At 58.1% G+C, this 24040-nt stretch carries 17 protein-coding genes; 8 read left to right on the top strand and 9 right to left on the bottom strand.

From position 1 onward, the window contains the following. Positions 1-209: 209 nt before the first annotated feature. The 3 genes from ACFSYH_RS07490 to hemE all read right to left on the bottom strand — a co-directional run bounded on the left by ACFSYH_RS07490 (position 210) and on the right by hemE (position 4207). Positions 210-1358 (bottom strand): amidase domain-containing protein, encoded by a 1149-nt coding sequence (locus tag ACFSYH_RS07490; RefSeq protein ID WP_377466241.1) that lies wholly within the window; start codon positions 1356-1358, stop codon positions 210-212. Between the two features lie 209 nt (positions 1359-1567). After that, positions 1568-2974 (bottom strand): protoporphyrinogen/coproporphyrinogen oxidase, encoded by a 1407-nt coding sequence (locus tag ACFSYH_RS07485; RefSeq protein WP_377466240.1) that lies wholly within the window; start codon positions 2972-2974, stop codon positions 1568-1570. 171 nt (positions 2975-3145) lie between these two features. Further along, entirely contained in the window at positions 3146-4207 is a 1062-nt protein-coding gene (hemE, locus tag ACFSYH_RS07480; protein WP_377466238.1) for a uroporphyrinogen decarboxylase, read from the bottom strand. A gap of 62 nt (positions 4208-4269) precedes the next feature. Between hemE and ACFSYH_RS07475 the strand changes: the two genes are divergently transcribed. The 3 genes from ACFSYH_RS07475 to ACFSYH_RS07465 all read left to right on the top strand — a co-directional run bounded on the left by ACFSYH_RS07475 (position 4270) and on the right by ACFSYH_RS07465 (position 9483). Continuing rightward, the gene (locus tag ACFSYH_RS07475; protein WP_377466236.1) at positions 4270-5613 is read left to right on the top strand and encodes a glutamyl-tRNA reductase; all 1344 of its coding nucleotides are present in this window, start codon (positions 4270-4272) and stop codon (positions 5611-5613) included. Between the two features lie 315 nt (positions 5614-5928). Beyond that, the gene (locus ACFSYH_RS07470) at positions 5929-7575 is read left to right on the top strand and encodes a methyl-accepting chemotaxis protein (protein WP_377466235.1); all 1647 of its coding nucleotides are present in this window, start codon (positions 5929-5931) and stop codon (positions 7573-7575) included. Positions 7576-7725: 150 nt separating this feature from the next. Beyond that, entirely contained in the window at positions 7726-9483 is a 1758-nt protein-coding gene (locus tag ACFSYH_RS07465) for a methyl-accepting chemotaxis protein (protein WP_377466234.1), read from the top strand. Between the two features lie 117 nt (positions 9484-9600). Here ACFSYH_RS07465 and ACFSYH_RS07460 read toward each other — a convergent pair whose 3' ends face one another. Next, on the bottom strand, positions 9601-10236 hold the full coding sequence (locus ACFSYH_RS07460; RefSeq protein WP_377466233.1) for a hypothetical protein: 636 nt from the start codon (positions 10234-10236) through the stop codon (positions 9601-9603). Positions 10237-11343: 1107 nt separating this feature from the next. Continuing rightward, the gene (gene purB, locus ACFSYH_RS07455; protein ID WP_377466232.1) at positions 11344-12786 is read right to left on the bottom strand and encodes an adenylosuccinate lyase; all 1443 of its coding nucleotides are present in this window, start codon (positions 12784-12786) and stop codon (positions 11344-11346) included. A gap of 218 nt (positions 12787-13004) precedes the next feature. Between purB and ACFSYH_RS07450 the strand changes: the two genes are divergently transcribed. Then, the gene (locus ACFSYH_RS07450; protein WP_377466231.1) at positions 13005-13817 is read left to right on the top strand and encodes a YwiC-like family protein; all 813 of its coding nucleotides are present in this window, start codon (positions 13005-13007) and stop codon (positions 13815-13817) included. 141 nt (positions 13818-13958) lie between these two features. Here the strand turns inward: ACFSYH_RS07450 and ACFSYH_RS07445 are convergent, their stop codons facing one another. The 3 genes from ACFSYH_RS07445 to ACFSYH_RS07435 are packed head-to-tail and all read right to left on the bottom strand — an operon-like array spanning position 13959 to position 18871. Further along, on the bottom strand, positions 13959-16415 hold the full coding sequence (locus ACFSYH_RS07445; RefSeq protein WP_377466230.1) for a glycoside hydrolase family 2 TIM barrel-domain containing protein: 2457 nt from the start codon (positions 16413-16415) through the stop codon (positions 13959-13961). 36 nt (positions 16416-16451) lie between these two features. After that, on the bottom strand, positions 16452-17444 hold the full coding sequence (locus ACFSYH_RS07440) for a Gfo/Idh/MocA family protein (protein ID WP_377466229.1): 993 nt from the start codon (positions 17442-17444) through the stop codon (positions 16452-16454). Next, the gene (locus ACFSYH_RS07435; RefSeq protein WP_377466228.1) at positions 17441-18871 is read right to left on the bottom strand and encodes an MFS transporter; all 1431 of its coding nucleotides are present in this window, start codon (positions 18869-18871) and stop codon (positions 17441-17443) included. Before ACFSYH_RS07435 ends, ACFSYH_RS07440 begins: the two co-directional genes overlap by 4 nt. Before the next feature lie 115 nt (positions 18872-18986). On the opposite strand from ACFSYH_RS07435, the gene ACFSYH_RS07430 reads away from it, so the two are divergent. The 4 genes from ACFSYH_RS07430 to ACFSYH_RS07415 all read left to right on the top strand — a co-directional run bounded on the left by ACFSYH_RS07430 (position 18987) and on the right by ACFSYH_RS07415 (position 23035). After that, positions 18987-19985, top strand: a complete 999-nt coding sequence (locus ACFSYH_RS07430) for a LacI family DNA-binding transcriptional regulator (protein ID WP_377466227.1) — start codon at positions 18987-18989, stop codon at positions 19983-19985. A 320-nt stretch (positions 19986-20305) separates the two neighbouring features. Beyond that, positions 20306-20539 (top strand): hypothetical protein, encoded by a 234-nt coding sequence (locus tag ACFSYH_RS07425; RefSeq protein WP_377466226.1) that lies wholly within the window; start codon positions 20306-20308, stop codon positions 20537-20539. Between the two features lie 15 nt (positions 20540-20554). Continuing rightward, positions 20555-22024 carry a PGAP1-like alpha/beta domain-containing protein gene (locus ACFSYH_RS07420; protein WP_377466224.1) on the top strand — a complete coding sequence of 490 codons (1470 nt, stop codon included), beginning with the start codon at positions 20555-20557 and terminating at the stop codon, positions 22022-22024. A gap of 18 nt (positions 22025-22042) precedes the next feature. Beyond that, positions 22043-23035 (top strand): LLM class flavin-dependent oxidoreductase, encoded by a 993-nt coding sequence (locus tag ACFSYH_RS07415; RefSeq protein WP_377466222.1) that lies wholly within the window; start codon positions 22043-22045, stop codon positions 23033-23035. A gap of 99 nt (positions 23036-23134) precedes the next feature. On the opposite strand, the gene ACFSYH_RS07410 is transcribed toward ACFSYH_RS07415, so the two are convergent. Continuing rightward, positions 23135-23797 carry a hypothetical protein gene (locus ACFSYH_RS07410; RefSeq protein WP_377466221.1) on the bottom strand — a complete coding sequence of 221 codons (663 nt, stop codon included), beginning with the start codon at positions 23795-23797 and terminating at the stop codon, positions 23135-23137. Positions 23798-24040: the final 243 nt, after the last annotated feature.

Here is a 24040-nt window from a genome sequence, read left to right as displayed (position 1 = left end):
GAGCGCGAGCCAAGACGCTGCGTACATGCCTACGAACAGAGCCACGAGTGCGGCCCATAAGTACCAAGGCGGTCTCGCATCAGACCGGCGATAAGAAACGACCTGCCTAATCGTGAGCGTAAGAGCCGCGATGGCCAACGCTGCGAGTATGAGTATTACAAAAACCGCGACAATATTATAATTGTACATCTAAAACACCGAGTTCCTGCCTACTTGTGACGCAATGCATACCAGACAATTTTTGTCTTTTGTGACTTGGCTCGATCGATTTGAACATTGATGGGTACATTGTGCCGGTTAGGTGACTTTTGGGAAATCATCGGATACGTTGTAGGCAACTTCTTCGAAACAACCATAACGTGATCGATGGCGCCATCGGCTTTTCCATTGGGATCCCAATCGGCGAAGATTAGGTCTCCTACGACGGTGTTATAGACATTTGAGACATTAGTCCAGCCCTGTTTGTTCTTTGCATATGAGTACAATGATTTTGCTTGAGACCACGTGCGAGATGCTCCGGCAAGTCCTGAGAGATTGTAGTGCCAATTGCTCGCGTCTTTCGGGTTGACGCCATTTTTTAATTGCCAGCCAGCAGCCCTCAATGTCTGCGAAGCGAAATTGGCACAATTGTTTCCTAGGTCTGCGTAGGAAGGATTTCCCTGGGGTACAGTTTGATACTTTTGCCCCGTGTAAAGAGTCGCATAATCGGCGAATTTTGTGGTGTTGATCTTGGGCTGAGAGAGTATCGTCATGGGGGGAAGCTCGTCGAGGGCTATTGGGACTTCGATAGACGCTTCCTCTTCGGGTTCGGGGGTCACCCACGTGTCCTGTGGGGATAGCGAACTCTCGGGAAGGTCGTTATCGATAGTGTCCGAAATAATTTGAGTCTCACCATCTATTATTGACATTTCATATCTGTGGCGGTCGGTCCATGATGATTCCACCTTTTCTCCTGTGATGGATTCAGAAATAACATTGGTTGTGATGTCTGCGATGATTACGGAATTTCCAGCGAAATCTTTGTAAAGATTGTGAATCTCGAGATCAGTTTCGGCTTGATTTATGAAAAATCCTGCATCTTCAAAATTGGTTCGAATATCAATTGCATCATTAACAATTTGAGAATTTTGCGTCAATTTAGGACGAGTGAATGCTTTTACCTTTCTTTCAGAAACGAGAGCCTCGTCGTGATATTTGATGAAATCAATGAGGGAATCTTCAATAGCTCTTGATTCTTTCTTGCCCACCGGAATGCTATGCGTGGGCGAGTGCTGATTGGCGATCGCTGCTGAAGGCATCATTGCTGTGCTTACTAATGCCAAGCTTAGGAAGAGCGAGATTCTTGCAGTTTTTTTCATTGATTTCACCTTGAGGAGTTGGGAGGCGTGAGGCAAGCATCTGGATGAAAACTATTCCGATGCAAGTTACCTGTTCAGGCTATGTGACAGGCCGTGCTCCCGTCAAGAATCTTAAGTAAAGGAGAGTTGCTAATTTTATCTGACAGAATGTCAGATAGCTGTTGTGGTGAAATGCTGGCAAAGATCGTGAGGAGTGATTTTCGCAATCCTCAGACAATTCCCAGAACTGCTTTTCGAGTGTAAGGAATCACTGCGACGACACCGGTTCCACTCATCCAGGCTCCCGTCACGGCGAGCCCGGGTAGACCATCCACCTGTTCGGCAACGGCTGTGGATAGTGCCTTCATCTGCGGTGTCACAGGGGCCAGAGCATTCGGCCAGCGCTGCACGTGAGCCGTGTGCACCGTGTATGTCAGCGGTTCGTAGATCCGCTCGAAATCGGCTCTGGCCTGGGCGATCAGTTCCTGATCTGATTGATCGGCGGGTTCTCCGTGACGCCCGTAGCTGAAGCGAATCACGTGGGTGTGCTCCGGTAGCAACTCCTGCACCCAGGGCCACTTTGAGTTCACGTGGGTCGTTCCCTTGGCGGAGATGGCGCCACCGGGGGCGATCAGTCCACCCGTGCCGCGATCAGCGAGTTGAGCCGCGTCCACAACCAGAGTGACCAGCGAGATGTCGGAACCCGGTGGGATATCCCGTGCGTTCTCAACGGCCCCGATGCCTACCTGTTCCAACAGGTAGGTGGCTTGCGCTGCAGGCAGAGCGAGAACTACGCGGGGTGTCACGATTGCCGACGAATCCCCGTGCAGGCCCTCGATCGTCACCTTCCAGCCGTTCCCGGCGCGGGCAAGCCCGGATACCGCCTTGCCGTATGCAATGTTCCCGCCAAGTCCGCTGATCTGCTCCGCGAGTGTGCTCACCAGTTGGTTCATCCCGCCCCTGATCCCCGAAACCGCGCTTCCCGCAGGCGCCGCCGCACGGATCTCACGGACCGCCTCCGTGAGCGATCCGGCACTTTCGAAGATCTCCCAAAACCTAGGGTGGAGTGCAGTGACATCCAGCTTCCCTGGATCTGCAGAGTGAACGCCCCCAGCGATAGGGCGAACCAGGCGCTCCACCACATCCTGACCCATTCGGCTTGCGACGAACGCCGCGAGGTTTGACCGATCACCAATCGCGACGTTCATCCACTCATCCGCGCGGGCCCGTTCAACACCCTCAGCGCCAAGCGCGGCTGCCAGGGCAGGGTCGGTCCAGTCAGATGGAACTCCAAGGACACTTGTCTTGGGAAGTGGAAATGGTGCTCCTGAACTGGGGAAACACCAAGCGCTACGAGGGGACGGCTGGACTACGTCGAGGCCGAGACCTGCAATGTAGTCGGCAACCTCCACATCGCGGGCGGCGAAAGACTCCGCACCGGCATCAACCGTGATTTCGTGCCCTGGATCAAGTGCGATCTTCAGCGGGCTCAAGTACCCACCCACCCGCTGCGATGCTTCGAGGACCAGCGGTTTCACACCGTGGCGTAGCAGTTCGCGGGCAGCCGTGAGACCCGCCAAGCCGCCGCCGATCACGACGGCTTCATGCTCTAACTGGACAACAGGGTCAGTAGTCACGGTCGCTTTCCTAAACTTTGCGGGGCTCGAACTCAGGCATTTACCAACGAACTCAGCCCGCTAAGGCATGATCTCGGGGGTAAATGCCTGAGTTCGCGGGTAGAGGGTGGGTGAGGTTAATGGGCTGAAGGGTGTTTGGGTGTGGTGATGTGGGTCGGGTGATGTGTGTGGCTAGAGCGAATGCACCAACTCGACGATACGCGTCAGCACGGTCGGATCGGTGGTCGGTGGGACGCCATGGCCCAGGTTCACCACATGTCCCGGCGCAGTGCGACCACGTGCAACAACGTCACGAACATGCGCTTCAATCACCGGCCACGGTGCGGTCAAGTATGCGGGGTCGAGATTGCCCTGCAATGGTACGTTCCCGCCAAGCAGCGCTGACGCCTGGTCGAGTGGTGTGCGGTAATCCACACCCATTGCAGTGGCACCGGTGTCGCGCATCGCGCCCAGGAGGTGTTCGGTCCCCGTGCCAAAGTGGATGCGTGGGACCTCCAAGTCCTTGATCTGCTCAAACACAGATGCAGAGGCAGGGGCCACGTGGACTTTGTAGGCGTCCAGCGATAGCGAACCGGCCCAGGAGTCAAACAACTGCGCTGCAGACGCACCAGCGAGGACCTGGGCTCGCAGGAACTGACCGGTCACGCGGGCACACCACTGCATCAGGCGTTCCCACAGGTCAGGATGGCTCAACATCAGCCCACGCGCCCCCAGGTGATCGCGTGACGGCTTGCCCTCAACCATGTAGGCGGCGAGTGTGAACGGCGCCCCTGCGAATCCGATGAGTGGTGTACCGCCCAACTCAGCCACAATCAGGGCGATTGCCTCGCGGATTGGGGCCAGGGACTCGTCGGAAAGCGAGAGCGACTCCAATCGCTCGATGTCGGCTGAAGTGCGGACGGGAGAACCCAAAACGGGGCCTACACTTGGCTTGATGTCCACGTCGACGCCAGCCAGCCGTAGCGGGATGACGATGTCGGAGAAGAAAATCGCGGCGTCCACGCCATGTCGTCGCACAGGCTGCAACGTGATCTCGGCGGTCAACTCGGGGCGCAGGCAGGAGTCGAGCATCCCGACCCCTTCGCGCACCTTGAGGTATTCGGGCAGTGACCTGCCCGCTTGCCGCATAAACCAGACGGGAATATGGGATGCGGTCTCGCCGCGCAGGGCGCGAATAAGTGGCGAGGAGGCGGTCTCGGAGGAAATTAACGGGTGCGTTGATGGAATGCTCACCCCTCGATTCTGCCTTTTAATGCACTCAATGGTTAAATCGAATTGTTGTGGCACTAATTTCGATGACCGCCAGCCATCACGAATTGGATCTCGAGTCACTTGAGCAACTGACTCGGGGTACCCATGCAATGGGTGAATCCATCGTGGCGGACTGCCCCCGCGTGAATGGTTCCGTTGTACTCGCTACGTGCAACCGATTCGAGGTCTACCTGGACGTGGACCTCGATATTGTCATGCCCGAGGATGTCTCGCGCGGCGTGGCTGATCTGGTTGCCTATATCGCTCGTACCGTTGAGGTGGATGTTTCGGCCGCTGCGCGGGCGTTCACGATCCGGATCGGCAATGAGGTTGTAGACCACCTGTTCGCGGTTGCCGCGGGCCTTGACTCGCTGGTTGTCGGCGAACGTGAGATCGCTGGGCAGGTGCGCCGCGCACTGCGTGAGGCGCAGGAGAAACGCACGACCACGGGCGTCCTTGAACGCCTGTTCCAGCACGCGCTGCGCACTTCCAAGTATGTTGCCTCGCGCACCCAGTTGGGCGCGGATGGTCGTTCGGTCGTGTCGGTTGGGCTCACCTTGGCTGAGCAGTGGCTGGCCGCCTGGGGCACCACCAGCGCGCTCGTGGTGGGAACAGGCGCCTACGCCGGAGCAACGGTTGCCGCGCTTCGGGCGCGCGGTGTGCGGGACATCTCCGTGTATTCCGGTTCGGGCAGGGCAGAGGTTTTCGCACAGTCACACCGCTTGACCCCCGTGCTCGAACTTGAGTCCGCTGTGGCGGACGCCGACATTGTGTTGTGCTGTTCCGGTACCGGCGGTGGTCGTGAGGTTGTGCTTGGCGACGAGTCTGGTTCCGTCAGCGCGCCTGTTCCAGTCCGGTCCTCGGTCAGTTTTGTGTTGGATTCCGCTGCTGTTGTTGCTGCACGCCGGGTTCGGGAGCAGCAGGCTGAGTCCGTGCAGGAAGCGGTTCTGCCACAGGTCATTGTCGATCTCGCGCTGCACCGGGATACGGATCCGCGCATTGCCGATATCGACTCGGTTCGTCTTGTGGATCTGTCGACCATTCGCGCTCACGTGCCGGTCGCCGATACTCAAGCCGTTGAACACGCGGTTGAGTTGCTGGGGCAGAGCGTCGAGTTGTGGGGTCTGCGCGAACTCGTCCGTTCCGCTGATCGGTTCATCGCGCCGCTCGCTGTGGAACTGGAGGAGCACAAGGCGGCGCTGGCGCAGACCCTGCGTATCGAAGGAGTCCCAGAGAAGCAGGTATGGCCACGCGTGGTACGTGAGTTGAGTGCTCCGTTCCATAGCCGGGTGGCGCAGTTCCGTGATCTGGTCAGGAACGGCGTTTCGGTTGAAGAGGCCGCTATGGCCGTCGGCTTCGCCAATGTTTTGGAGTTAGCGGGACGCTGAGCGGATCTGTCTTGTTGTTTGAGACATATTCCCTGTTCATGAGAACTTCTTTGGCGATCGGGGCTATGAGTTCAAATTACCCATTTGGCCGCTTCGACCTGCGAGTTTACCTACTCCACATTGCGTTCGTGCTGCGCGGAGCACTATTCCGCAGATTCTTTGCAGGTAAATTACTCCAATTATCCTTATGAATTTCACCCGCTCTTCGATCTTTTGGGTGTGAACAGGAGCGTTCGCACCCCCCCACGTACCCGCGTCCTGGGCAAGCGGGAACTCGTACCGCAGCCCTACGCGGTAAAGAAGGACGGACCACGGATGGCACCCTCTAACGAACCTGAAGTCGACCTCATGGAAGAGACGACCACGGAAGAAACCAGCGCGCCGAAGCGCTCAATTACCCTGCAGCAGCGTCTGTATGGGTTGCTCGCCACCGCAGTGGTTGGCGCGATCATTCTCGGGGCTGCTGGCCTTATCTCGGTATCCCGGCTCTCCGCCGAAACGAAGGAACTGGTTGACATCAACCAGAACATCTCAGCGCGTATTCACGAGATACAGGAACTGCAACTTCAAAACCGCGTCTACATCGGACAGATGGCCGCAGCGGACAACCAACTGGCTCGTAACACCTGGCACTCACGAATGCTCGAACTCGACGTGGAGATCGAACGAGTGCAGACGGAGATCAGCGAATACCTTGGCGGCACGTCCGACACTTTCAGGGCCTTCGAGGAAAACTACGCGCTGTTCCTCGACGCGCGCGAGAACAAGCTGGTTCCACGCTTGGGAGTCCACGACTCAGTGACCGGTTTCTCCGCATATTTTTCCAGCGCAATCCAGCCGTTCATCGACACCTACGCTGAAGACCTCGAAGCCGCCCAAGCCGAGGTCGACCTGATGTACGAGGACGCGATCGCAAGCGCGAACCAGGTCCAACACATTACGGTGGTTATCATCGTGATTGCCTGGGCCTTTGCGATCACACTGTCCATCGTCATCGGCCTACAGGTGATCCGGAAGGTTCGTGCAGCAGTAGCGGCACTCACCGAATCAATCACTGCGATGGCCGACGGTGATATCACCGTGCCCGCTCAGGTCTACGGAAACGATGAACTTGGCAGGCTCTCCATGCTTCTGAATGTTGCTCGTGAAGCGATCATCAACACCCTACGCGGCGTGAGTGACAACTCGGAAGCCGTGAACCTAGCCTCTCAGGCACTCGGCACTTCTGGCGGCCAGGTGGCTGCTGTGGCGCAGGAGACCTCATCGCAGGCCGAGGTCGTGGCAACGGCCTCGGAGCAGGTGTCGCTCTCAGTGCAGACTGTTGCTGCTGGTGCAGAGCAAATGGGTGCCTCAATCCGTGAGATCGCAGAGAACGCATCTGAGGCGGCTCGAGTCGCCACCCGTGCAACCACCGTGGCCGCTGAAACCAACCAGACCGTTGAAAAACTTGGCGACTCCTCCAAAGAGATCGGCACGGTCGTTCGCGCCATCACGTCCATCGCGGAGCAGACAAACCTGCTCGCACTCAATGCGACCATCGAAGCCGCACGCGCGGGCGAGGCCGGTAAGGGATTCGCTGTCGTGGCAGGTGAGGTCAAGGACCTCGCGCAGGAAACCGCGAAGGCGACCGAGGACATCGCACGTCGAGTAGAAGCCATCCAGGTTGATACACAAAGCGCTGTCTCTGCAATCACCGAGATTTCCGAGATCATCGCGACAATCAACGACTACCAGGGCACGATCGCGTCTTCCGTGGAGGAGCAGACCGCTACCACCACCGAGATGAGCAGGTCCGTGGTTGAGGCAGCGGCAGGTATCAACGACATCGCCACGAACATTGCCGGTGTTGCGACCGCAGCGGCGCAATCGAGCACGACGGTTGCTGAAATGAGCGTTGCAAGCAACGAATTGGCTGAACTCTCCTCCGAACTGCAGGAGAAAGTCGGCCAGTTCAGGTTCTAGCCTTACCTCCTGGAGGGCGCGTATTCAGGCACGCGCTCTCCTTCTTCCCCGATATACGGCGGTTAACCCCAGGGAACATGCACCACCCACCTGGGAACATCCGCTCATAGACCGGGTGAAATGACCGATGAGTGAACTGAAAACGACAACATGGCGCAGCGATGGATCGAGCGCCGGATCATGGTTGGATCAATGATGACTGACGTAGCACTTCGAGAGCGTGAGGACGCCTCCGCATCGACGCTCGACGAGGAGCCCGGCACTGCCCTGCTGGAAATGGTCGGAGCCGCTCCACACACTGCTGGCCACTGGGAGATCAACGTCAAGCGCAGGCAGACGATCAAGGCTCGGATGACGGCTCTCATCGGAACCGGGATCATCGGGGTGCTCGTGATTGGCGTGCTTGCGGCCGTCCTGTTGCAAACGCTCACGAACGCCTCGAAAGAGGTCAACCGAGCGAACCTCGAGGTGAGCGCACCACTCAGCAGCCTGCGTGAGAATCTTGCCAACGGACAAGTGATCCTGGGGCACGTAGGCTCCGCAACAACCAACGGCGACCGTGACCGGTGGCTCGGACACCTCACGGAAAACGATGCACTCATCGAGCAAAGTCTCGAGAGCCTCAGAGCGGGTATGCAGGACCCAGATCATGCCGCATACGTGAGCTTCCTGAGTAACTATGACAACTTCAAGACCGCCCGCGATGACACGCTTATTCCAACCGCACAGCCGGACAAGAACAGCACGGGTCAGTTCAACCGCCTACGTGAGGTTCTGATTCAGGGCAAGGTCGACAGCTATACGGCGGACCTGGACCAACTTGGTGCTGATATCGACGCGTACACGGCCAATATCGTCAAGGAAGCCGAGGGCAGGGCTACTACCTCGCTCATTCTCCTTATCGCCGTGCTCGTGGTGATATCCACGATCATGTGGTTCTCTGGGAGGCAGATATCCACCTCGATTCGCACGTCCATAGGAGCTCTGGTGGAAACTGCCAGGGCACTTGGCTCCGGCGACTTGACCGCTGATCACAGCGAGACCGGTCAAGACGAAATCGGCGAGGTCGTACGCCTGCTTGATTCTGCTCGTCATTCGATGGCGGAAACCCTTCGGGGCGTTGCCGGCACCAGCCAGGTTGTCTCTGGTGCAGCCCGGAACCTCGGCGAATCCTCAACTGAGGTGTCTGCAATGGCGCAGGAGACTTCTGCCCAAGCCGGAGTTGTTGCGGCTGCTGCCGAGCAGGTGTCTCGAAACATCGAGTTTGTTGCCACCGGAGCGGAGGAAATGGGAGCCTCGATCCGGGAGATCGCCTCCAATGCAACTGAGGCTGCTCAGGTTGCATCTCGCGCAACCGATGTAGCGCAGCAGACCAGCCAGACCGTGGCGAAACTTGGTGAGTCGTCGGAACAGATCGGCACGGTTGTTCGCGCCATCACCTCGATTGCAGAGCAGACAAACCTACTCGCACTCAATGCGACCATCGAGGCAGCCCGCGCCGGTGACGCCGGTAAGGGTTTCGCTGTGGTTGCGAGCGAGGTTAAGGAACTCGCTCAGGAAACCGCACGCGCCACTGAGGACATTGCCCAGCGGGTTGAAGCCATCCAGCAGGATACCGCTGGTGCCGTTGCCGCAATTGCAGAGATCACCGAGATCGTAGAGTCGATCAACACGTTCCAAGGGACCATTGCCTCGGCGGTTGAAGAACAGACCGCGACCACCGCAGAGATTGGGCGTTCGGTCACGGAGGCTGCGAGTGGAGCACAGGAGATTGCCACGAACATTGCGGGTGTCGCGCAATCTGCTGCGCAGTCCGCAGAGACGGTCAGTGCGATGGGTGGGGAAACCCACGAACTGGCTGCTCAATCTACGGAACTACAGGAGCGCTTGGCTGCATTCAAGTTCTGACCTCACCGTCAGCCGTGAGTCTATTCTGACGAGACTCAGGGCCGTCCCCCCAATATGCGGGAGGCTCGGGCACACGACGTGCGCCCGAGCCTCCCGCATATTTGTCCATGGACTGGCTTATCCGAGGCCTAGCGCCTTTGCGATCTCAGTCTGGGCAGAGATGGTGTCAGCTACCGTTGGTGCGTCGGTCGAGGTTTCGTCTGCCGTGATAACAGTTGTGATCGTGACACCATCGAACACGCTGATGACGCCGGATTTTGGCGTGGTGTCCGTTGCGGTCAGTGTCTCCTCAACTCCAAAACTCGCGCCCCCGAGTGCATCGGCGGCACCTTCGATTACCCGATCCGTCGCGCCATCGGTGTTTGCTAAATAGGCATCTTTGGTGATTTGCGCAGTCTGGATAGTGACCCCGATAGTGGTTTTCCCATCGCCGCGAGCAACATAGGCATCATTAACCCAGTTGCAGCGAGCATTTTCGAGACCGCTGGAGAACCCACGACGGTCAAAGTCATTCGTCTTGGGCTGAAATCCCTCAATGATGGAACTCAGCGACGCTGCGAGGTCCGTACACGTTGGGATCGTGCCGCTGAAAGGTTCAAGGTCGGAGGTATCCACCGTTTCAGCAGCAACACCTTGTGGAGTTGTGTTTGATCCAGGTAGAGCGTCCTGGTCGGTGGGGATTGGTGCGCAGGCTGCGGTGAGAGCGATGAGTGCCGCTGAACCTAGCGCGGTGATAGAGAATCTTTTGCCCATGGCATACTCCATTTCTTTGGTGAGTTGCTTCACAGCGTAGAGCACGTTTGGGCTTCAGTGCGCATGGAAGTGTGGGAATTTGCGCTCCCGTAACAAAACCGCTTAACTTGTCCGGATGTTGAGATTGGCTCGGGTGTGAGGTGGTGCCCTGCGGGCTATACCGCTTACCGACGATCTGGTTGTGGTAGCCGATAGGTCAGGTTCATGGATGTTCGCGTCACGTCACCTGACTTTGGCCTGCCTGGTGACCCACGTACCGCGAACTCAACTGTGTGTGCCACATCTAGGGTGCACAACCCTTAGTAAGCCACTCACGTGTTTAGTGTTTCCACGATTTCTTGGACTTCGGATGGAATCTTAGGGACCGCAGTCATCACACCGGAAGCCGTGAGTGTTAGGTGTATAGGTTTTTTCTTGTGTGTGAGTGGTTCGCCCACTCACACACAAGAAAAAACCTACTACGCCTAATCGGGCCTGGTGGTGGGTGCTGGGTTCACGGGCGTGCAGATGTTCCAGCTACGATTGTTGGTGTCGTTGCCGTACCTGAGATGGTCGTGATCGTATGTAGAAACGGGGGCTGTTATCGCGCCATAATCAGCGATCTTGGTGACCCAAAAAGACGACTCGAAACACTGTGAACAGCATAAATGCTCGCGAAACCCGCGAAAATCACCCAAGGTGGTCCAACTTAGGTCCGATAAGGCGGGTTTGCGAGTGGTCGCCTCACGCCAAAAGAGCCCACGCCAAAAGAAAAATGAGAGGCAGAAGGTCAGGTAAGAGCAGCAGTCCGAGCCCAACGACAATGACAAGAACCATAGAGGCAGTTGTGAATGCCAGCACCATCAAGCAATGAAGTATGGTCTCCACTTGATACTCATTTCGTTGACGATGAGCGGCCAGTTCCACCTCGTCTAGCGTATCGACGCACTGTGCTTTTCTTGTGGGAGCTCTTAGGCGAATGTGTAGGAGATTATTGCACTGTGAGCACGGGTAACGTGCACAGTGAAGCAATTTCCTATACGTTTAACTGTTTAGTCGATACGGCACCGCAACGACAACGAGCCTGTCGCAGGAAGTGCGGCAGGCTCGTCGGCAATATGAAGCGGGTCAGGCGAGGTGCTCGTCCACCAACTGCTCGGCCAAGCCAACGTAGGTTGCCGGGGTGAGCGCCGCAAGGCGCTCAGTCTCCGCAGCAGGCAAACCAAGGCCGTGCACGAACTCGATCATCTCCGCAGAACCAATCCGGTGCCCGCGCGTGAGGTCCTTGAGGCGCTCGTACGGGTTCTCCATGCCGGGAACGCCAGCGACGCCAGCGGCACGCATTGCGGACTGGATTGGTTCGCCCAGAACCTCCCAGTTGGAGTCCAAGTCAGCGAGTAGAACGTTCTCGTCAACGGCCAGACGGGTCAGACCCTTGGCAACGTTGTCGATTGCGAGCAGTGAATGACCGAACGCGGAACCGATGTTGCGCTGGGACGAGGAGTCGGTCAGGTCGCGTTGCATACGGCTCGTGACCAGAGTCGAGCCCAGCACGTCGAACAAAGCGCAGGAAATCTCGAGGTTCGCCTCGGCGTTCTCGAACCGGATCGGGTTGACCTTGTGCGGCATGGTCGAGGAGCCTGTAGCACCTGGAACCGGGATCTGCTTGAAGAAACCGAGTGAAATGTACGTCCACACATCGGTCGCAAGGTTGTGCAGGATGCGGTTGAAGCGGGCAACGTCGGCGTAAACCTCGGCCTGCCAGTCGTGCGACTCGATCTGCGTGGTCAGTGGGTTCCACGTCAGGCCAAGGTGCTCCACGAACTCGCGCGAAACGGCTGGCCAGTTAGCGCTTGGAACAGCGGCAACGTGTGCGCCAAACGTTCCGGTTGCGCCGTTGAGCTTGCCCAGATACTCTGCACCGGAAACCCGGCGTACCTGACGGCCCAAACGGTGGGCGAGCACCGCGAGTTCCTTACCGATGGTTGAAGGCGTCGCGGGCTGGCCGTGCGTGCGCGACAGCATCGGAACGCTCTTGTGCTCGCGAGCCATCCCGGCAACCTGCTCAACTAGAGCGGAAGCCGCAGGCAGCCACACGTTCTCAACCGCGCCCTTGACCATCAGCGCGTACGACAGGTTGTTGATGTCCTCGGACGTGCAGCAGAAGTGCACGAGTTCGGAAACCGCTGGGAGGTTGGTGTCAGCGCCAAGCTTCTCCGGGGCAACGGCGATACGGCGCTTGATGTAGTACTCGACAGCCTTCACATCGTGCACGGTCTCGCGTTCGATCTCCGCAAGTTCGGCGATGCCAGCACCGTCAAAGTCGGTCACGATTGCGCGCAGGTATGCCTTCTCAGCATCCGTGAGTTGAGCGGCACCGGGAACAACCTGGCCGTCCGTCAGCGCGATGAGCCATTCAACCTCAACGTGGATGCGCTCGCGGTTCAGCGCGGCTTCCGAGAGGTGATCCACCAGCGGGGCAACGGCTCCACGGTATCGGCCGTCAAGTGCGCCGAGTGCGATCGAGGGGGTCAGTTCAGCAAAACTTACGCGTGCATCAGTATTGGCCATGACTGTTATTCTTTCATGCCCGCGTTACCGTGCGGCGAGCCGTCCGTCACTCAAGAACTATTCGATGATAGCTCGCGTTACTGTCACCTGTTCCTCCAAAACGGATGCGATGAGCGTCTGGGTTTCGTTTACGCCATCAAGTCCGGTCCAAACCGAAATGAGCGTAGGTGGGACTCCCGACTCAATTGGCCGAATCGTCGACAAGGGACAATATTGATATGCGAGCAACCCAACCTAGTCCTGCTACCCGCCCGCGAAAGCGCAAGCGCCGGTCGCCGGGATGGGCGCCAGATCAGCATGGTGCGTGGGCGATGCTCGCGGTACCTCTGCTGGTAGGCGTGGTTCTAGGCGGGCCAACATGGACGCACCTTACCCTCGCTGTGACATGGTTCGCGGGGTACTTTGCCTTCTTTGCGGCGGGCCTGTGGTTTAAGTCCCGCTTCAAAGCCAAATACCTGCCACCAGTGCGCGCCTATGCGCTCATCGCCGGATCCCTTGGCGTGCTACTGCTTGTGTCTGCACCCCACCTCATGTGGTGGGCGCCCATATTCGCACCGCTGCTCACCGTGTCGCTGTGGCTGTCCTACCGGCGTAACGAGCGCGGCCTCCTCAACGATTTCGTAACGGTGGTGGCGGCCTGCTTGATGGTTTCCGTCGCAGCCTCGGCTGGGTCTGAAGCGGCCCTCGGCCCGCTCGTCTGGTGCGCTGCCCTCGTACTGTTCGCCTACTTCTTTGGTACGGTCCTCTACGTCAAAACGATGATCCGCGAGCGTGGATCACGCGCCTACCTGCTTGCGTCCGTTGGATACCACTTGGCGACGAGCCTGCTGCCTTTCGCCCTGTATCTCACGGTTCCAGCATGGCGGGTTCAGGTGGGAGTGTTGGGGAGCGCAATGTTGACAGCGTTCTTTGGTGCGCTCGCGGTTCGCGCTGTGTGGGTGCCTCGGACATCGGTTACACCCAAGCAGATCGGCGTGGGTGAGATCGTCGCTTCGGCGGTGTTGACCGTGGCGCTGCTGGTGCTTTTGTAGGAGTGGTGTTCGAACCGCCTCCACATGGTGTGTGGCGCGGCTGTTTACCGGGGGTGTGCCTTTTCGGGGGAACTGTTTCGATGCAGCGGTGAGGGGCGGAACCAATGTGTGGTCCCGCCCCTCATCGTATTTCGGGTCCGGTCAGTCGCTCTCTTCGCGGACCTGAAGTGTTGACACCACCGTGGCTAGACCCGGCGCACTCACCGAGATCTGTACTTCCCCGGCACGTTCAGGCCGGACGGCAGCGAGGACCCTGCCGTCATAGGTGCCGTGGCTTGACTGGTTGAAGCTCTCAGTGGTGGCGGGACGCCCACTACCAAACGCTGCGAGCGAGCCAGCCCCGGTGACCTCGACGGTGACAGCGCGTTCCGCGTCGTTGACTAGGTTTCCATCCGTGTCGCGCAGTTCAATTTCGACGAAGCAGAGCGCACCGTCACGAAGCGTCAGTTCGGACTTGTCCGGGCGCACATCGAGACGCACGTCATCGCTTGCGGACGTCAACTCGGAACGGCTGACTTCGACACCGTTCTTGAACGCGATTGCCGTCAATGTGCCATGCTCAAACTCGATCTCGAAGTCCGCAACGAATGCTTTGCGGACACCGACCGGCTGGCGGGCAACCGAACGCCCGTTCAGGTGCAGTTCGATCTCGTGTGCGTCCGAATACACCTCAAGGATCATGGGGAATCCTTGCTCAACGTTCCAGCTCCAACTAGAAACCGCATCGGTCCAGCTCCACTGACCCAAAGTGAACTCCCGACCGTGGTTCGACGGCCGACGCACGGTGATGTGCGGGGTGGTCCGCAAGCCGAACGCCGTTTCGCGGTAGTAGGACATTGGGCGGCGGTGCCCCGTGAGGTCAAGGTCTGCGGACCACGAGGTCAGCCAAGGGTAGTCGCCATCAAAGTCCATGGACTCACCCTCATACTTGACTCGCCCAACGCCGACCTCGCCGATGTAGTCCCAGCCAGACCATGTGAAATCACCGATCACGTGTGGGTTTTCGGTGACGAGCTTCCAGTTCGCATCGATCCGTGACGGGAAGGTCTCGGTTCCAACTATTATCCGGTTCGGGTGTTCACGGGCTTCGAGTTCGTAGCGGACATCACCGTAGTTCAGGCCAACGATGTCGAGCATCGCGAACGATTCGGCGGTAGCCTCCGTCACCACAGGCGAACCCACGATCTGGTCCATGAAGTCGTCCGCGCTACCCATGAGGGCGTTGACTCCACCGTCTGCGTTTTCCTCAGTTGGAGGTTCTTCTGCAGCTTGCGCGATGAGTGCGCTGACCTGTGCCAGCGCGGAAACAAAGCCGTTGATGCCGTTCGTGACGAACCGGGTTTCGTCGAGGCTGCGGATCTTTTCCGCGAGTTGCCGCCCCAACTGGCTGCCAATGGGATTACCGGTTTCCGGGATCTCGTTTCCGATGGAGTAGATCACGACGCTGGGGTGGTTGAAGTCGTTTTCGATCATGGCCTCAACATCCCGCTCCCACCATTCAGGGAAGGCCAGCGAATAGTCGAAGGGGTTCTTCGACTCTGCCCACATGTCGAAGGTCTCATCCATCACCAGCACGCCGTGCCGATCGCAGGCATCGAGCATCGCTGCGGTCATGGGGTTGTGGCTGCTGCGAATTGCGTTGAAGCCTGCTTCCTTGAGCAGTACAACACGCCGCTCCTCAGCGTCTGCGAAGGTCGCCGCCCCCAAGATTCCGTTGTCGTGGTGGATGCAGGCACCACGAAGCTTCACCGTCTCACCGTTGATTCGCAGTCCGTGCGCAGGATCAAGTTGAAGGGTACGGATACCGAAGCTCGTGGACCTGGCCTCCATCGTGCCAGTGTCGCTTGTAAGTTCGCTCGTGGCAGCATAGAGCGTAGGGGAATCGACACTCCAACGCTGCGGTGAGGTCACGTAGATGCGTTGCCTGACCACACCTTCGCTCTGCGGAAGCACCGTGATCCGGCTTTCCTCGTGGCCAACCTCAAGCCCGTTAGGGTCAAGGATCGCGGTTTTCACCTGAACGGTTTTCGTGGCGGTGCCCGTGTTCTTCACCTTCGTTGCAACGGCAACAACCGCGCGCTCATCCTCAACATCAGGGGTGGTGATGCGGATACCGCCGCGTTCGGCAATGTGTACATGATCGAGAACCCACAGGTGCACCTCCCGGTAGATGCCTGCGCCGGTGTACCACCGCGAGTCATCGTGCGCACGCGCATCAACGCGTATCGTGTTCTCTTCGCCGTATCGCAGATACCCATCAAGCGACACAATAAAACCTGCATAGCCGTTCGGGCGCTGGGCAACAAAAGCGCCGTTGACGTAAATCATGGCGTCACGGTAAACGCCCTCAAACTCCAGCGCTACGTGCTTGTCGCTCCATTCCGCCGGGACCTCGAAGGTACGGCGGTACTCAAAAGCTCCCGTAGGGAAGAACGCCCCCGCTGCTCCGCTGGGTGCGTCAGCGCGACGTTCCAAAGAGATGATCGCATCATGGGGAAGGTGAACCGGGGTACCGGCCTCAGCCTGGCCGCGAACATCAGCGAAGATGCTGGTTTTCGGGCGGTAGAACCAATTGGTGTTAAAGGAGGTACGAGACATTTTTCTTCCTAGGTGGTGATGTTCAATGTGGGTAGTTCATGAGGTAGTGGCAGGCCACGAGTCACGGATCTGGTCAAGGATGTCCATCACTGCGATGGACTCTGAGAGCGGGTGAAGCCGGTGTTCTCGCTCACCCGTGAGGATTGATTCCTGAACGCCGCGAAGCATCGGAACGTATCCGTTCCCCTCGGTGGGAAGCACGCGCTCATCCGGTGCACCGAACGCCGTGGCGAAATCGCCCGAATGCGTTGTGTACCGGTCGGTAGCCCAAAACGGTGCTGCAAGTGTTGACCAGCCGTTCGTGCCGCTCACGCTGGCCGACGGCTCAAGATAGGTCACCATCGACGCAGCAAGCTGAGCGAACCTACCGCCCGGATACTCAAGTGTTGCGTGAAGCGTAAGATCAACATCGTCGCCGCGGACCGAAGCCCGACTCAGTATGCACTCCGGATCACCGAGCACATCCCTAGCGAACGTCACCGCATAGATCGCCTGGTCAAGCAGCGTGCTGCTGCGGCGCTCAGATGACCACCGCTCAGAATCAGATGCCCCGAACGGCAAACCAAAAGTGGCCCGCACAGCCTGCGGCTGCCCGATAACACCCGCAGTAACGTCCGCTCGCAAGCTCCGATAGGTGGGGTTGAAACGCATCCACATGGCCTCCATAGCGAAACGATCGTGGGTCTTTGCCGCCGCCGCGATCTCTCGCGCCTCAGCCGCATTCACCCCGATCGGCTTCTCAACCAGCACATGCTTGCCAGCCCGCAACGCCGCCAACGCAAACTCGGCGTGCGTTGCGTGAGGGGTGGCAATGTACACGAGGTCCACCTCGGAATCGCCCAGCACCTCATCAAGTGAACTCGACGACCGCTCAAAGTGGTGCATACCGGCGAACCGCTGCGCATTCTCCCCCGTCCGCGACCACACCGATACCTGCTTCGCGCCAGAAACAAGTGCCAAGTCGGACGCTACCGAGTGTGAAACACTTCCCGTACCCAATAGCGCCCAACCAAGTGAGACTGAACTCATGCGGACTCGTCAGCCGACTGTGTGCGCTGCGCAAGGTGTGCCTCAACCTCAGGGCGGTGGCGCTCAATGCGGAAGAACCAAATGACCACGATCAGCAGGACACTCAACACCACTGGGATCCAAATGTAGATTGTCAGCAGCATGTTTTGCGCAGCCTCAGACTGAGCAGACACGCCCGCCACGTAACCCGACATGCTCAACAGCCAACCCACAGCCGCCGCAGCCACACCGCCTCCGACCTTCTGACCGAAAATGACAACGCTGAAAATAAGACCATCCGCGCGCACACCGTTCTTCCACTCGCTGTAGTCGACCACGTCAGCCACCAAAGCGAAGGCCCCAGCAGTCAACGGGACAAGCCCGAAACCGCGAACCACGCCACCCGTCAGAACAAGCGCAAGGTTCGACGGACCGAACGCCGGAATCAACACGCCGATCAAGGCCAGAATCATGCCAAACAGGAAGACACGGCGCTTACCAAAGCGCCCCATCAGCCACGGCATGAACGGAATCCCGATAACCATCGGCAAAATACCCGTCGCGCTCACCAAACCGAACAGGTTCGCATCGCCAAGAATGACCGTTGTGAAGTAGATACCCGAGGCCTGGCTCAAACCGTTGAGGAAATAGAACAGCAGGAACATCGCCGCAGCAAGCAGGAAGTAACGGTTGCGGAAAAGCTGCCCAAGAGTCTTACCAATCGGTTGCTTAGCTTCACCCTCCTTGCCGCTCATTGGGTCGATGCGCTCGCGGGTACCCACGAACACAAGAAGCAGCGAGATGACTGCGATGATCGCGTAGATGATTGCGATGGCTACCCAGCCGCCTTGGCCACCGCCGAGCGCCTCAACCGCCGGCAAGGTTACAGCCGTCACCACGAGCGTGGTGATCACCGCGAAGAAGAATCTCATACTAGTGAGCGTGACTCGGACCTTCGAGTCCGGGGTGATCAGTGAGAGCAGGGCGCTATAGGCCAGGTTGGATGCTGTGAAGAAAACTGCCATCACGAGCGTGTAGAAGATGAGGGCCCACGCTGCCTTGCCGTTGTCGCTCAGGCCCGAGGGGACCGCAAAGATGGCGATGAATGCGAGGCCCATGGGCACCGAGGTCCACAGGATCCACGGGCGGGTTTTACCCCAGCGCGAGCGGGTCTTGTCGATCAGGTATCCAAGGACAAGGTCAGTAATTCCGTTAAGAATCTGGCCGAGGAGCAGAATCGTACCTGCGATAGCTGCACCCACACCGGCAACGTCGGTGAGGAAGAAGAGTGCGAATGCGGACAGCGTTGCAAAGATCAGGTTTGAGCCGATGTCGCCGGAAGCATAGGCGAGCCGTTCCTTGACCTTGATCTTGTCGTTTGGTGTTCCTTGAAGCTGCCCGCTCGATGCCGAGGTCGACGCAGCGTGGTCAATAGTTGCTTCACTCATCTTTGAGTGACCCTTTCGTTATGGCGCCGCGGATCGGCGATTAATGCCACTCTAGGTTACATATGTAACCTGCGCAAGAGGATGGTCGGGAAAAGAGGTATGAAATGATTGAACGATGGACACTAAACGCGCGCGACGCCCCGCAACGACTACGGAAGTCGCCCGGCTGGCAGGCGTTTCCCGAGCAACAGTCAGTCACATCCTCAACGGGCATGATGGCAAGTACTCAGCGGCAACCGAAGCGAAAGTGCGCGACGCGGCCGCCAAACTCAACTACACGCCAACCGTGGCACGCATCCTCTCAAAAGGGCACAGCGACATCGTGATCATTCTGTTGCCACCCGCCACGCTCGGACCACCACTCCAAGAAGCGCTCGAATCAATCAATGACACCGCCCGCGAACTCGGCCTGAACGTACTGACCTGGTTCGCAATGGGCCAAGAAGAAACCCCACTCGATGTGCTGCGATACCTCCGCCCCGTAGCAGTCATCGACCTAGCAGACCTGAGTGCTCAGCAGCGTGAAGTCATCGCCGCCTCCAACGTTCCACTCATCCCAAGCCAGCAGTGGGAACAAGTCCAAGTCAGCCCAGACCTACACACCCTGATCGGTGATGCACAGGTCGAACTCCTTGAAGGGCGCCGAGTAGCCTACGCCCACCAGACAGACCCACACGAATGGTCGGCACTGTCACTGAGGCGCGAACGCGCGGTTCGTGCAGCCTGCGCTGGGCGCAAAATGGAAGCTCCCACAGTGGTCGAACTAGACCTCACCCTCGACAACGCTGCGCACGTCCTGTCTCAACTAAGCGCAGATAGTCCCCTAGGATTTGCCTGCTACAACGATGAGGTGGCCACGGCGCTCCTAGCCGGTGCACGAAAACTAGGATTACGGGTACCCGAAGACGTAGCGGTCGTGGGAGTGGACGCAACACCGCTCGGGCAACTCCTCGACCCACCACTGACTTCCGTTGCGATCGACTCCACAAGCGGAGTAGAGAGCATCCTCCTCGAACTACGAGCTTCAGTGCAAGGAAAAACCGTCACACCCACCGACACCATTCACTCAATCAAGGTCGTTGAAGGTGGAACCACCCCTCAACTAAAAGAGTGAACCGATTAGCCTGAGGCCCCGATTTCGTCAGGGTCGCTCACACAACCACCAACCGGACGGCCCCTCGCACTGAGCCTCGCCTAAGTGGTCCTGTCTCAGCCCCGCTGGGACAGGACCTGTAGAACTACTGGCCGACTCGTCGAAAAGCCGCCAATTTCACCTACCCCATACGCGCAATGCCGCGCGTCAAACTGTTTCCACAGGCCTTCCTTGAACGCGCACGGCGGCTGTTATCCACCGCGCAACACGGCAGGTAAGACGCGACTGATCGCGACATGGTCTCCTTAGATGCCAACGACAGAACCTAAGGAGACAGCTTCATGTCCGGCCCGTACAAAAGCATCACGTCCCTCAACATCATCAGCGACCTGTTCGAACAGGTCGTGGAGGAGATCCAGGTGGCAATCCTGGAGTCTGAGGTGTGGGAGTCCGAGAACGCCGAGACCTATCGGGAGATGCTGTGCGAACTCTCCCGCCAGATCAGCGGCCTTTCGCACGCCGTTCGAGGCCAAAGCCAGAGCCTCGAACAACTGTTCAGCGCGATTCCCGCGTGACAGGCGTGTTGGGCAATGAGTGATGCGTCGGGAAATAGTGTGGATGGGGTTGCGCCTCGCGCTGAGCAACAAACCGTGCGCCCCAGTACTCCGGGGACCTGGTTTCACGTCAGGGGAGTATCGACCAAACTCGCAGCAGACATCGATGCGCTTGAGGCATCGGCTCGTCACGTCCAGACCACGGACACACTGATTCAAGATGCCATGGCGCAATTCAACGCAGCCGATCACCTGCTGACTGATGACTGGAATTATCTGTGTTTTGACGCGCGCAGATACGCCGAGCAGCGTGCTGAACTTGACGGCGTGGAACTTGTGCAACGCCCTACCTGGGATGAGCAGAGGCAGTTTTCGGTGCGGCTGGCAGACATTGAGGAGCTGCGCAGACGAGCGGTAGGGCTTGCCCCGCAACTGCGAGAACTCGTTGCCGTGGCGTTCCAGGCCGCAGTCGAATATCAAAGGGCTGAACGGGACACAAAGAGGTACCAGAGGTTTGTCGAGACCCCGTTCTTTCGACAACCACGGATTTCCCTTATCGACTCATTGGTGTGGGGCGCTATCGAAACTGCTGCACGGTCCAAGGTCCACGGGACCGAGATGCACCTCTCTGAACGCGCGCAGTCCGGCTTGTTGTTCTCAGATGCGGAAAACCGGAAGAGTCTTGCGTTTGGGGCCTTGGCCCTCACCGGCACCGCCGCGAGAGCCGTAGCGGATGACAAGGGAATCACATACAGTTCCGAGGAAAAGGACCTGATCGTGTCCGAGATCGAACCCCAAGACGTTTCGAGCGTGGACAGTTCGATTGCCTCGTTGCGCGATGTGAAGGCAGAGAATGAAAGTGCCATTCAGATCACCAAAGCCATGAGGGATGGCAAGCCCCTGTACACGATCAACATCCCGGGAACGGTGTCGTGGTCGCCCACCGGGTGGGAACATCCGATTGACCTTACCTCGAACGTCGTTGCCATGTACGGCGGGCAGTCCAAGGGCATGACCTATGTTGAAGAGGCGATGAAACGCGCAGGTGTCGAACCAGGTGCCGACATCGTGATGATGGGGCACTCTCAAGGCGGTATCATCGCCTCGGCCTTGGCATCCAAAACGGCTTTCACACATAGATACAACGTGCGCGGAGTCGTCACGATGAACTCGCCGACCGCGAACAACAAAATCAAGGCGGAAATCCCGGCCCTGCATCTTGAAAACTGGAAAGATCCGGTGTCAACCCTAGACAACACTTCAATGCCCGTGTCACGCGACCGGATACAAGTCGTCGGAACAGTGGACCAAAGCGATGGGATAGGAGACCACGATGTCGAAACCTCTCGCCGCCTACTGCGCAACGCCATGAGCGAAAGCCCTGAGGTGCGGGAGATGGTTGACCGCATCGAAGAATGGCTGCCAAACAGAAATGAGGTCACGGAAAGCAAAACCTATGATGTGAACCGCACCGTCCCCGCTGATCGGGAAATAAAAACGGGTTGAGTGAGGTTGAGTAGAACTATGCTGCCTTACTCAATGCTTGACCTTGCGACAATCGCCCCGTCCCAGACGATCAGGGAGGCACTCGAAGCAACTGTGGTGACCGCGCAAACCGCAGAACGCAGCGGCTACAAGCGAGTATGGTACGCCGAACACCACAACATGAAGTCCATCGCCTCCTCTGCGACGAGCGTGCTCATCGCGCACGTTGCCGCTCACACACAGACGATCAGACTGGGATCGGGCGGCGTCATGTTGCCCAACCATTCGCCGCTGACGATCGCTGAGCACTATGGAACGCTCGGGGAACTGCACCCTGACCGCATTGATCTCGGTGTGGGGCGGGCACCCGGCGGCGACCAGAACACGTTGTACGCGCTGCGCCGCTCGCGCACCGAGCAGGACAACTTCCCTCAAGACGTCCGCGAACTGAGGGCTTACCTGCGAGGACAGACAATCGTTCCCAACGTTGAGGCGATTCCAGGCTCGGGAACCAACGTTCCGATCTTTGTCCTCGGGTCCTCGCTCTATGGGGCCGAACTCGCCGCGACCTTGGGACTGCCATACGCCTTCGCCTCGCACTTCGCACCCAATGCCCTGCACGATGCGCTGCGGGTGTACCGCGACAAGTTCGAGCCATCACATGACTTGGCGCAACCGTACGCGATGGTGGCGTTCAACGTCATCGCCGCGCCAACCACCGAGCGTGCGCAGGAACTACACCGGGAAACGCTGCGTCAGCGTTTGAAGTTCATGATCCGTGACGGCGCAGCGCTCAGGCTGTCAGATGAGGATCTCGACCGTTTGCTCGACGGTCCGCACGGAAACCAGGTGCGGAACATGATGAAGTGCACTGCGGTTGGCACGCCTGAGCAGACTCAAGAGTGGGCGGCCCAGTTCGCTGAACTCACCCAAGCTGACGAAATCATCGTGACGCACCCAGGTGGCGAACTCGAAGACCGCTTGTGGTCGGTTGAACACTTCGGCGCTGCTCTGCAAGCTGCCGCTAACTAACTCTGGGGCTCAGCCGGGCCTCGGCAAGAAAAACCTCCCGCAGTGCATTGTTCGCACTGCGGGAGGTTTTTACGTTGGATCAGGTTGACGCAGATGTGTCTACTTGTTGCGGCGTGACTCGTGCCGCCAAATGATGTTGTCGAAGACCGACAGGTTTATATCGCGGAATGACTCGTGCTGATGGAGCGCGACTATCGTTTCCCTGATGTTCGCGGACGACAATTCATCAGGTTTGGGCAGGTCGAGTGTCCTATTCACGAACCGAGAGATGAGGGTGTCTGCCTTTACACCGGGTGTGCCTAAGAGCATCGCAAAGTACTCATACGTGACGGGTCCAAGGCCTTTGACGGATATATAAGCTTTTTTGTGGGCGGAGCTTTTTGCATCTAGATCTGCAGCAGCGCGGACTTCAAGATTGAGGTAGTTCTGGGCTGCATGGATGACGCATCCGGCTTTAGACTGTTGGCCTGACTTGGAATCACCCATGATTTCGATCAGTTTTGGTGCGCCGAGTTCCACTAATTTGGATAGGTCATCGGCTATCTCAGGGTGTGAAGCTTTGAGTTGGCGCAACCTCTTTAGTAAACCAGTAGGATTTTCGTTATCTCCGCTGGGGTTGTAGCGTGCGCGGATAGAGAACACTGCGTCCACAAGTGCCATTGAGATCTGGTTCGGCCACCCATAGGATGCCGGAATCGTCGAGGCTTCTATGATCGGGGCAACTTCTTTTCGGAGGATTTCAAATTGTTCATTGGTGAGCATTTTGACTCCATATTTTCAGGTAGAGATGCTTTGGCAGTTGGAAAAGTCAAAGAACCGAGTGTGCACACGCCGGAGTATTGATTCTCTAGAGTACAGGGAGTCTATCCACCGACCAGCCAGGCTGTCACGTTCTCACCTCGCGACTCAGCCTGGCTGGGGCAGGCTGGGTGTGCGTGACGTAGCCGGATCGTCGCCAATCTTGCTCCTGCGAGTGGGAAAAATCCCACTCGCGCGGATGGTAGT

Source organism: Populibacterium corticicola, assembly GCF_042683685.1.
Lineage (GTDB): Bacteria > Actinomycetota > Actinomycetes > Actinomycetales > Cellulomonadaceae > Timonella > Timonella corticicola.
This window is presented reverse-complemented; position numbering and strand designations above follow the sequence as displayed.

What these genes read in the sequence shown, in the direction of transcription:
- purB (WP_377466232.1), bottom strand. Translation starts at nt 12,786, where the DNA reads ATGGCCAATACTGATGCACGCGTAAGTTTTGCTGAACTGACCCCCTCG.
- ACFSYH_RS07465 (WP_377466234.1), top strand. Translation starts at nt 7,726, where the DNA reads ATGGCGCAGCGATGGATCGAGCGCCGGATCATGGTTGGATCAATGATG.
- ACFSYH_RS07470 (WP_377466235.1), top strand. Translation starts at nt 5,929, where the DNA reads ATGGCACCCTCTAACGAACCTGAAGTCGACCTCATGGAAGAGACGACC.
- ACFSYH_RS07415 (WP_377466222.1), top strand. Translation starts at nt 22,043, where the DNA reads ATGCTGCCTTACTCAATGCTTGACCTTGCGACAATCGCCCCGTCCCAG.
- ACFSYH_RS07445 (WP_377466230.1), bottom strand. Translation starts at nt 16,415, where the DNA reads ATGTCTCGTACCTCCTTTAACACCAATTGGTTCTACCGCCCGAAAACC.
- ACFSYH_RS07410 (WP_377466221.1), bottom strand. Translation starts at nt 23,797, where the DNA reads ATGCTCACCAATGAACAATTTGAAATCCTCCGAAAAGAAGTTGCCCCG.
- ACFSYH_RS07425 (WP_377466226.1), top strand. Translation starts at nt 20,306, where the DNA reads ATGTCCGGCCCGTACAAAAGCATCACGTCCCTCAACATCATCAGCGAC.
- ACFSYH_RS07450 (WP_377466231.1), top strand. Translation starts at nt 13,005, where the DNA reads ATGCGAGCAACCCAACCTAGTCCTGCTACCCGCCCGCGAAAGCGCAAG.
- ACFSYH_RS07460 (WP_377466233.1), bottom strand. Translation starts at nt 10,236, where the DNA reads ATGGGCAAAAGATTCTCTATCACCGCGCTAGGTTCAGCGGCACTCATC.
- ACFSYH_RS07420 (WP_377466224.1), top strand. Translation starts at nt 20,555, where the DNA reads ATGAGTGATGCGTCGGGAAATAGTGTGGATGGGGTTGCGCCTCGCGCT.
- ACFSYH_RS07490 (WP_377466241.1), bottom strand. Translation starts at nt 1,358, where the DNA reads ATGAAAAAAACTGCAAGAATCTCGCTCTTCCTAAGCTTGGCATTAGTA.
- ACFSYH_RS07475 (WP_377466236.1), top strand. Translation starts at nt 4,270, where the DNA reads ATGACCGCCAGCCATCACGAATTGGATCTCGAGTCACTTGAGCAACTG.
- ACFSYH_RS07430 (WP_377466227.1), top strand. Translation starts at nt 18,987, where the DNA reads ATGGACACTAAACGCGCGCGACGCCCCGCAACGACTACGGAAGTCGCC.
- ACFSYH_RS07435 (WP_377466228.1), bottom strand. Translation starts at nt 18,871, where the DNA reads ATGAGTGAAGCAACTATTGACCACGCTGCGTCGACCTCGGCATCGAGC.
- ACFSYH_RS07440 (WP_377466229.1), bottom strand. Translation starts at nt 17,444, where the DNA reads ATGAGTTCAGTCTCACTTGGTTGGGCGCTATTGGGTACGGGAAGTGTT.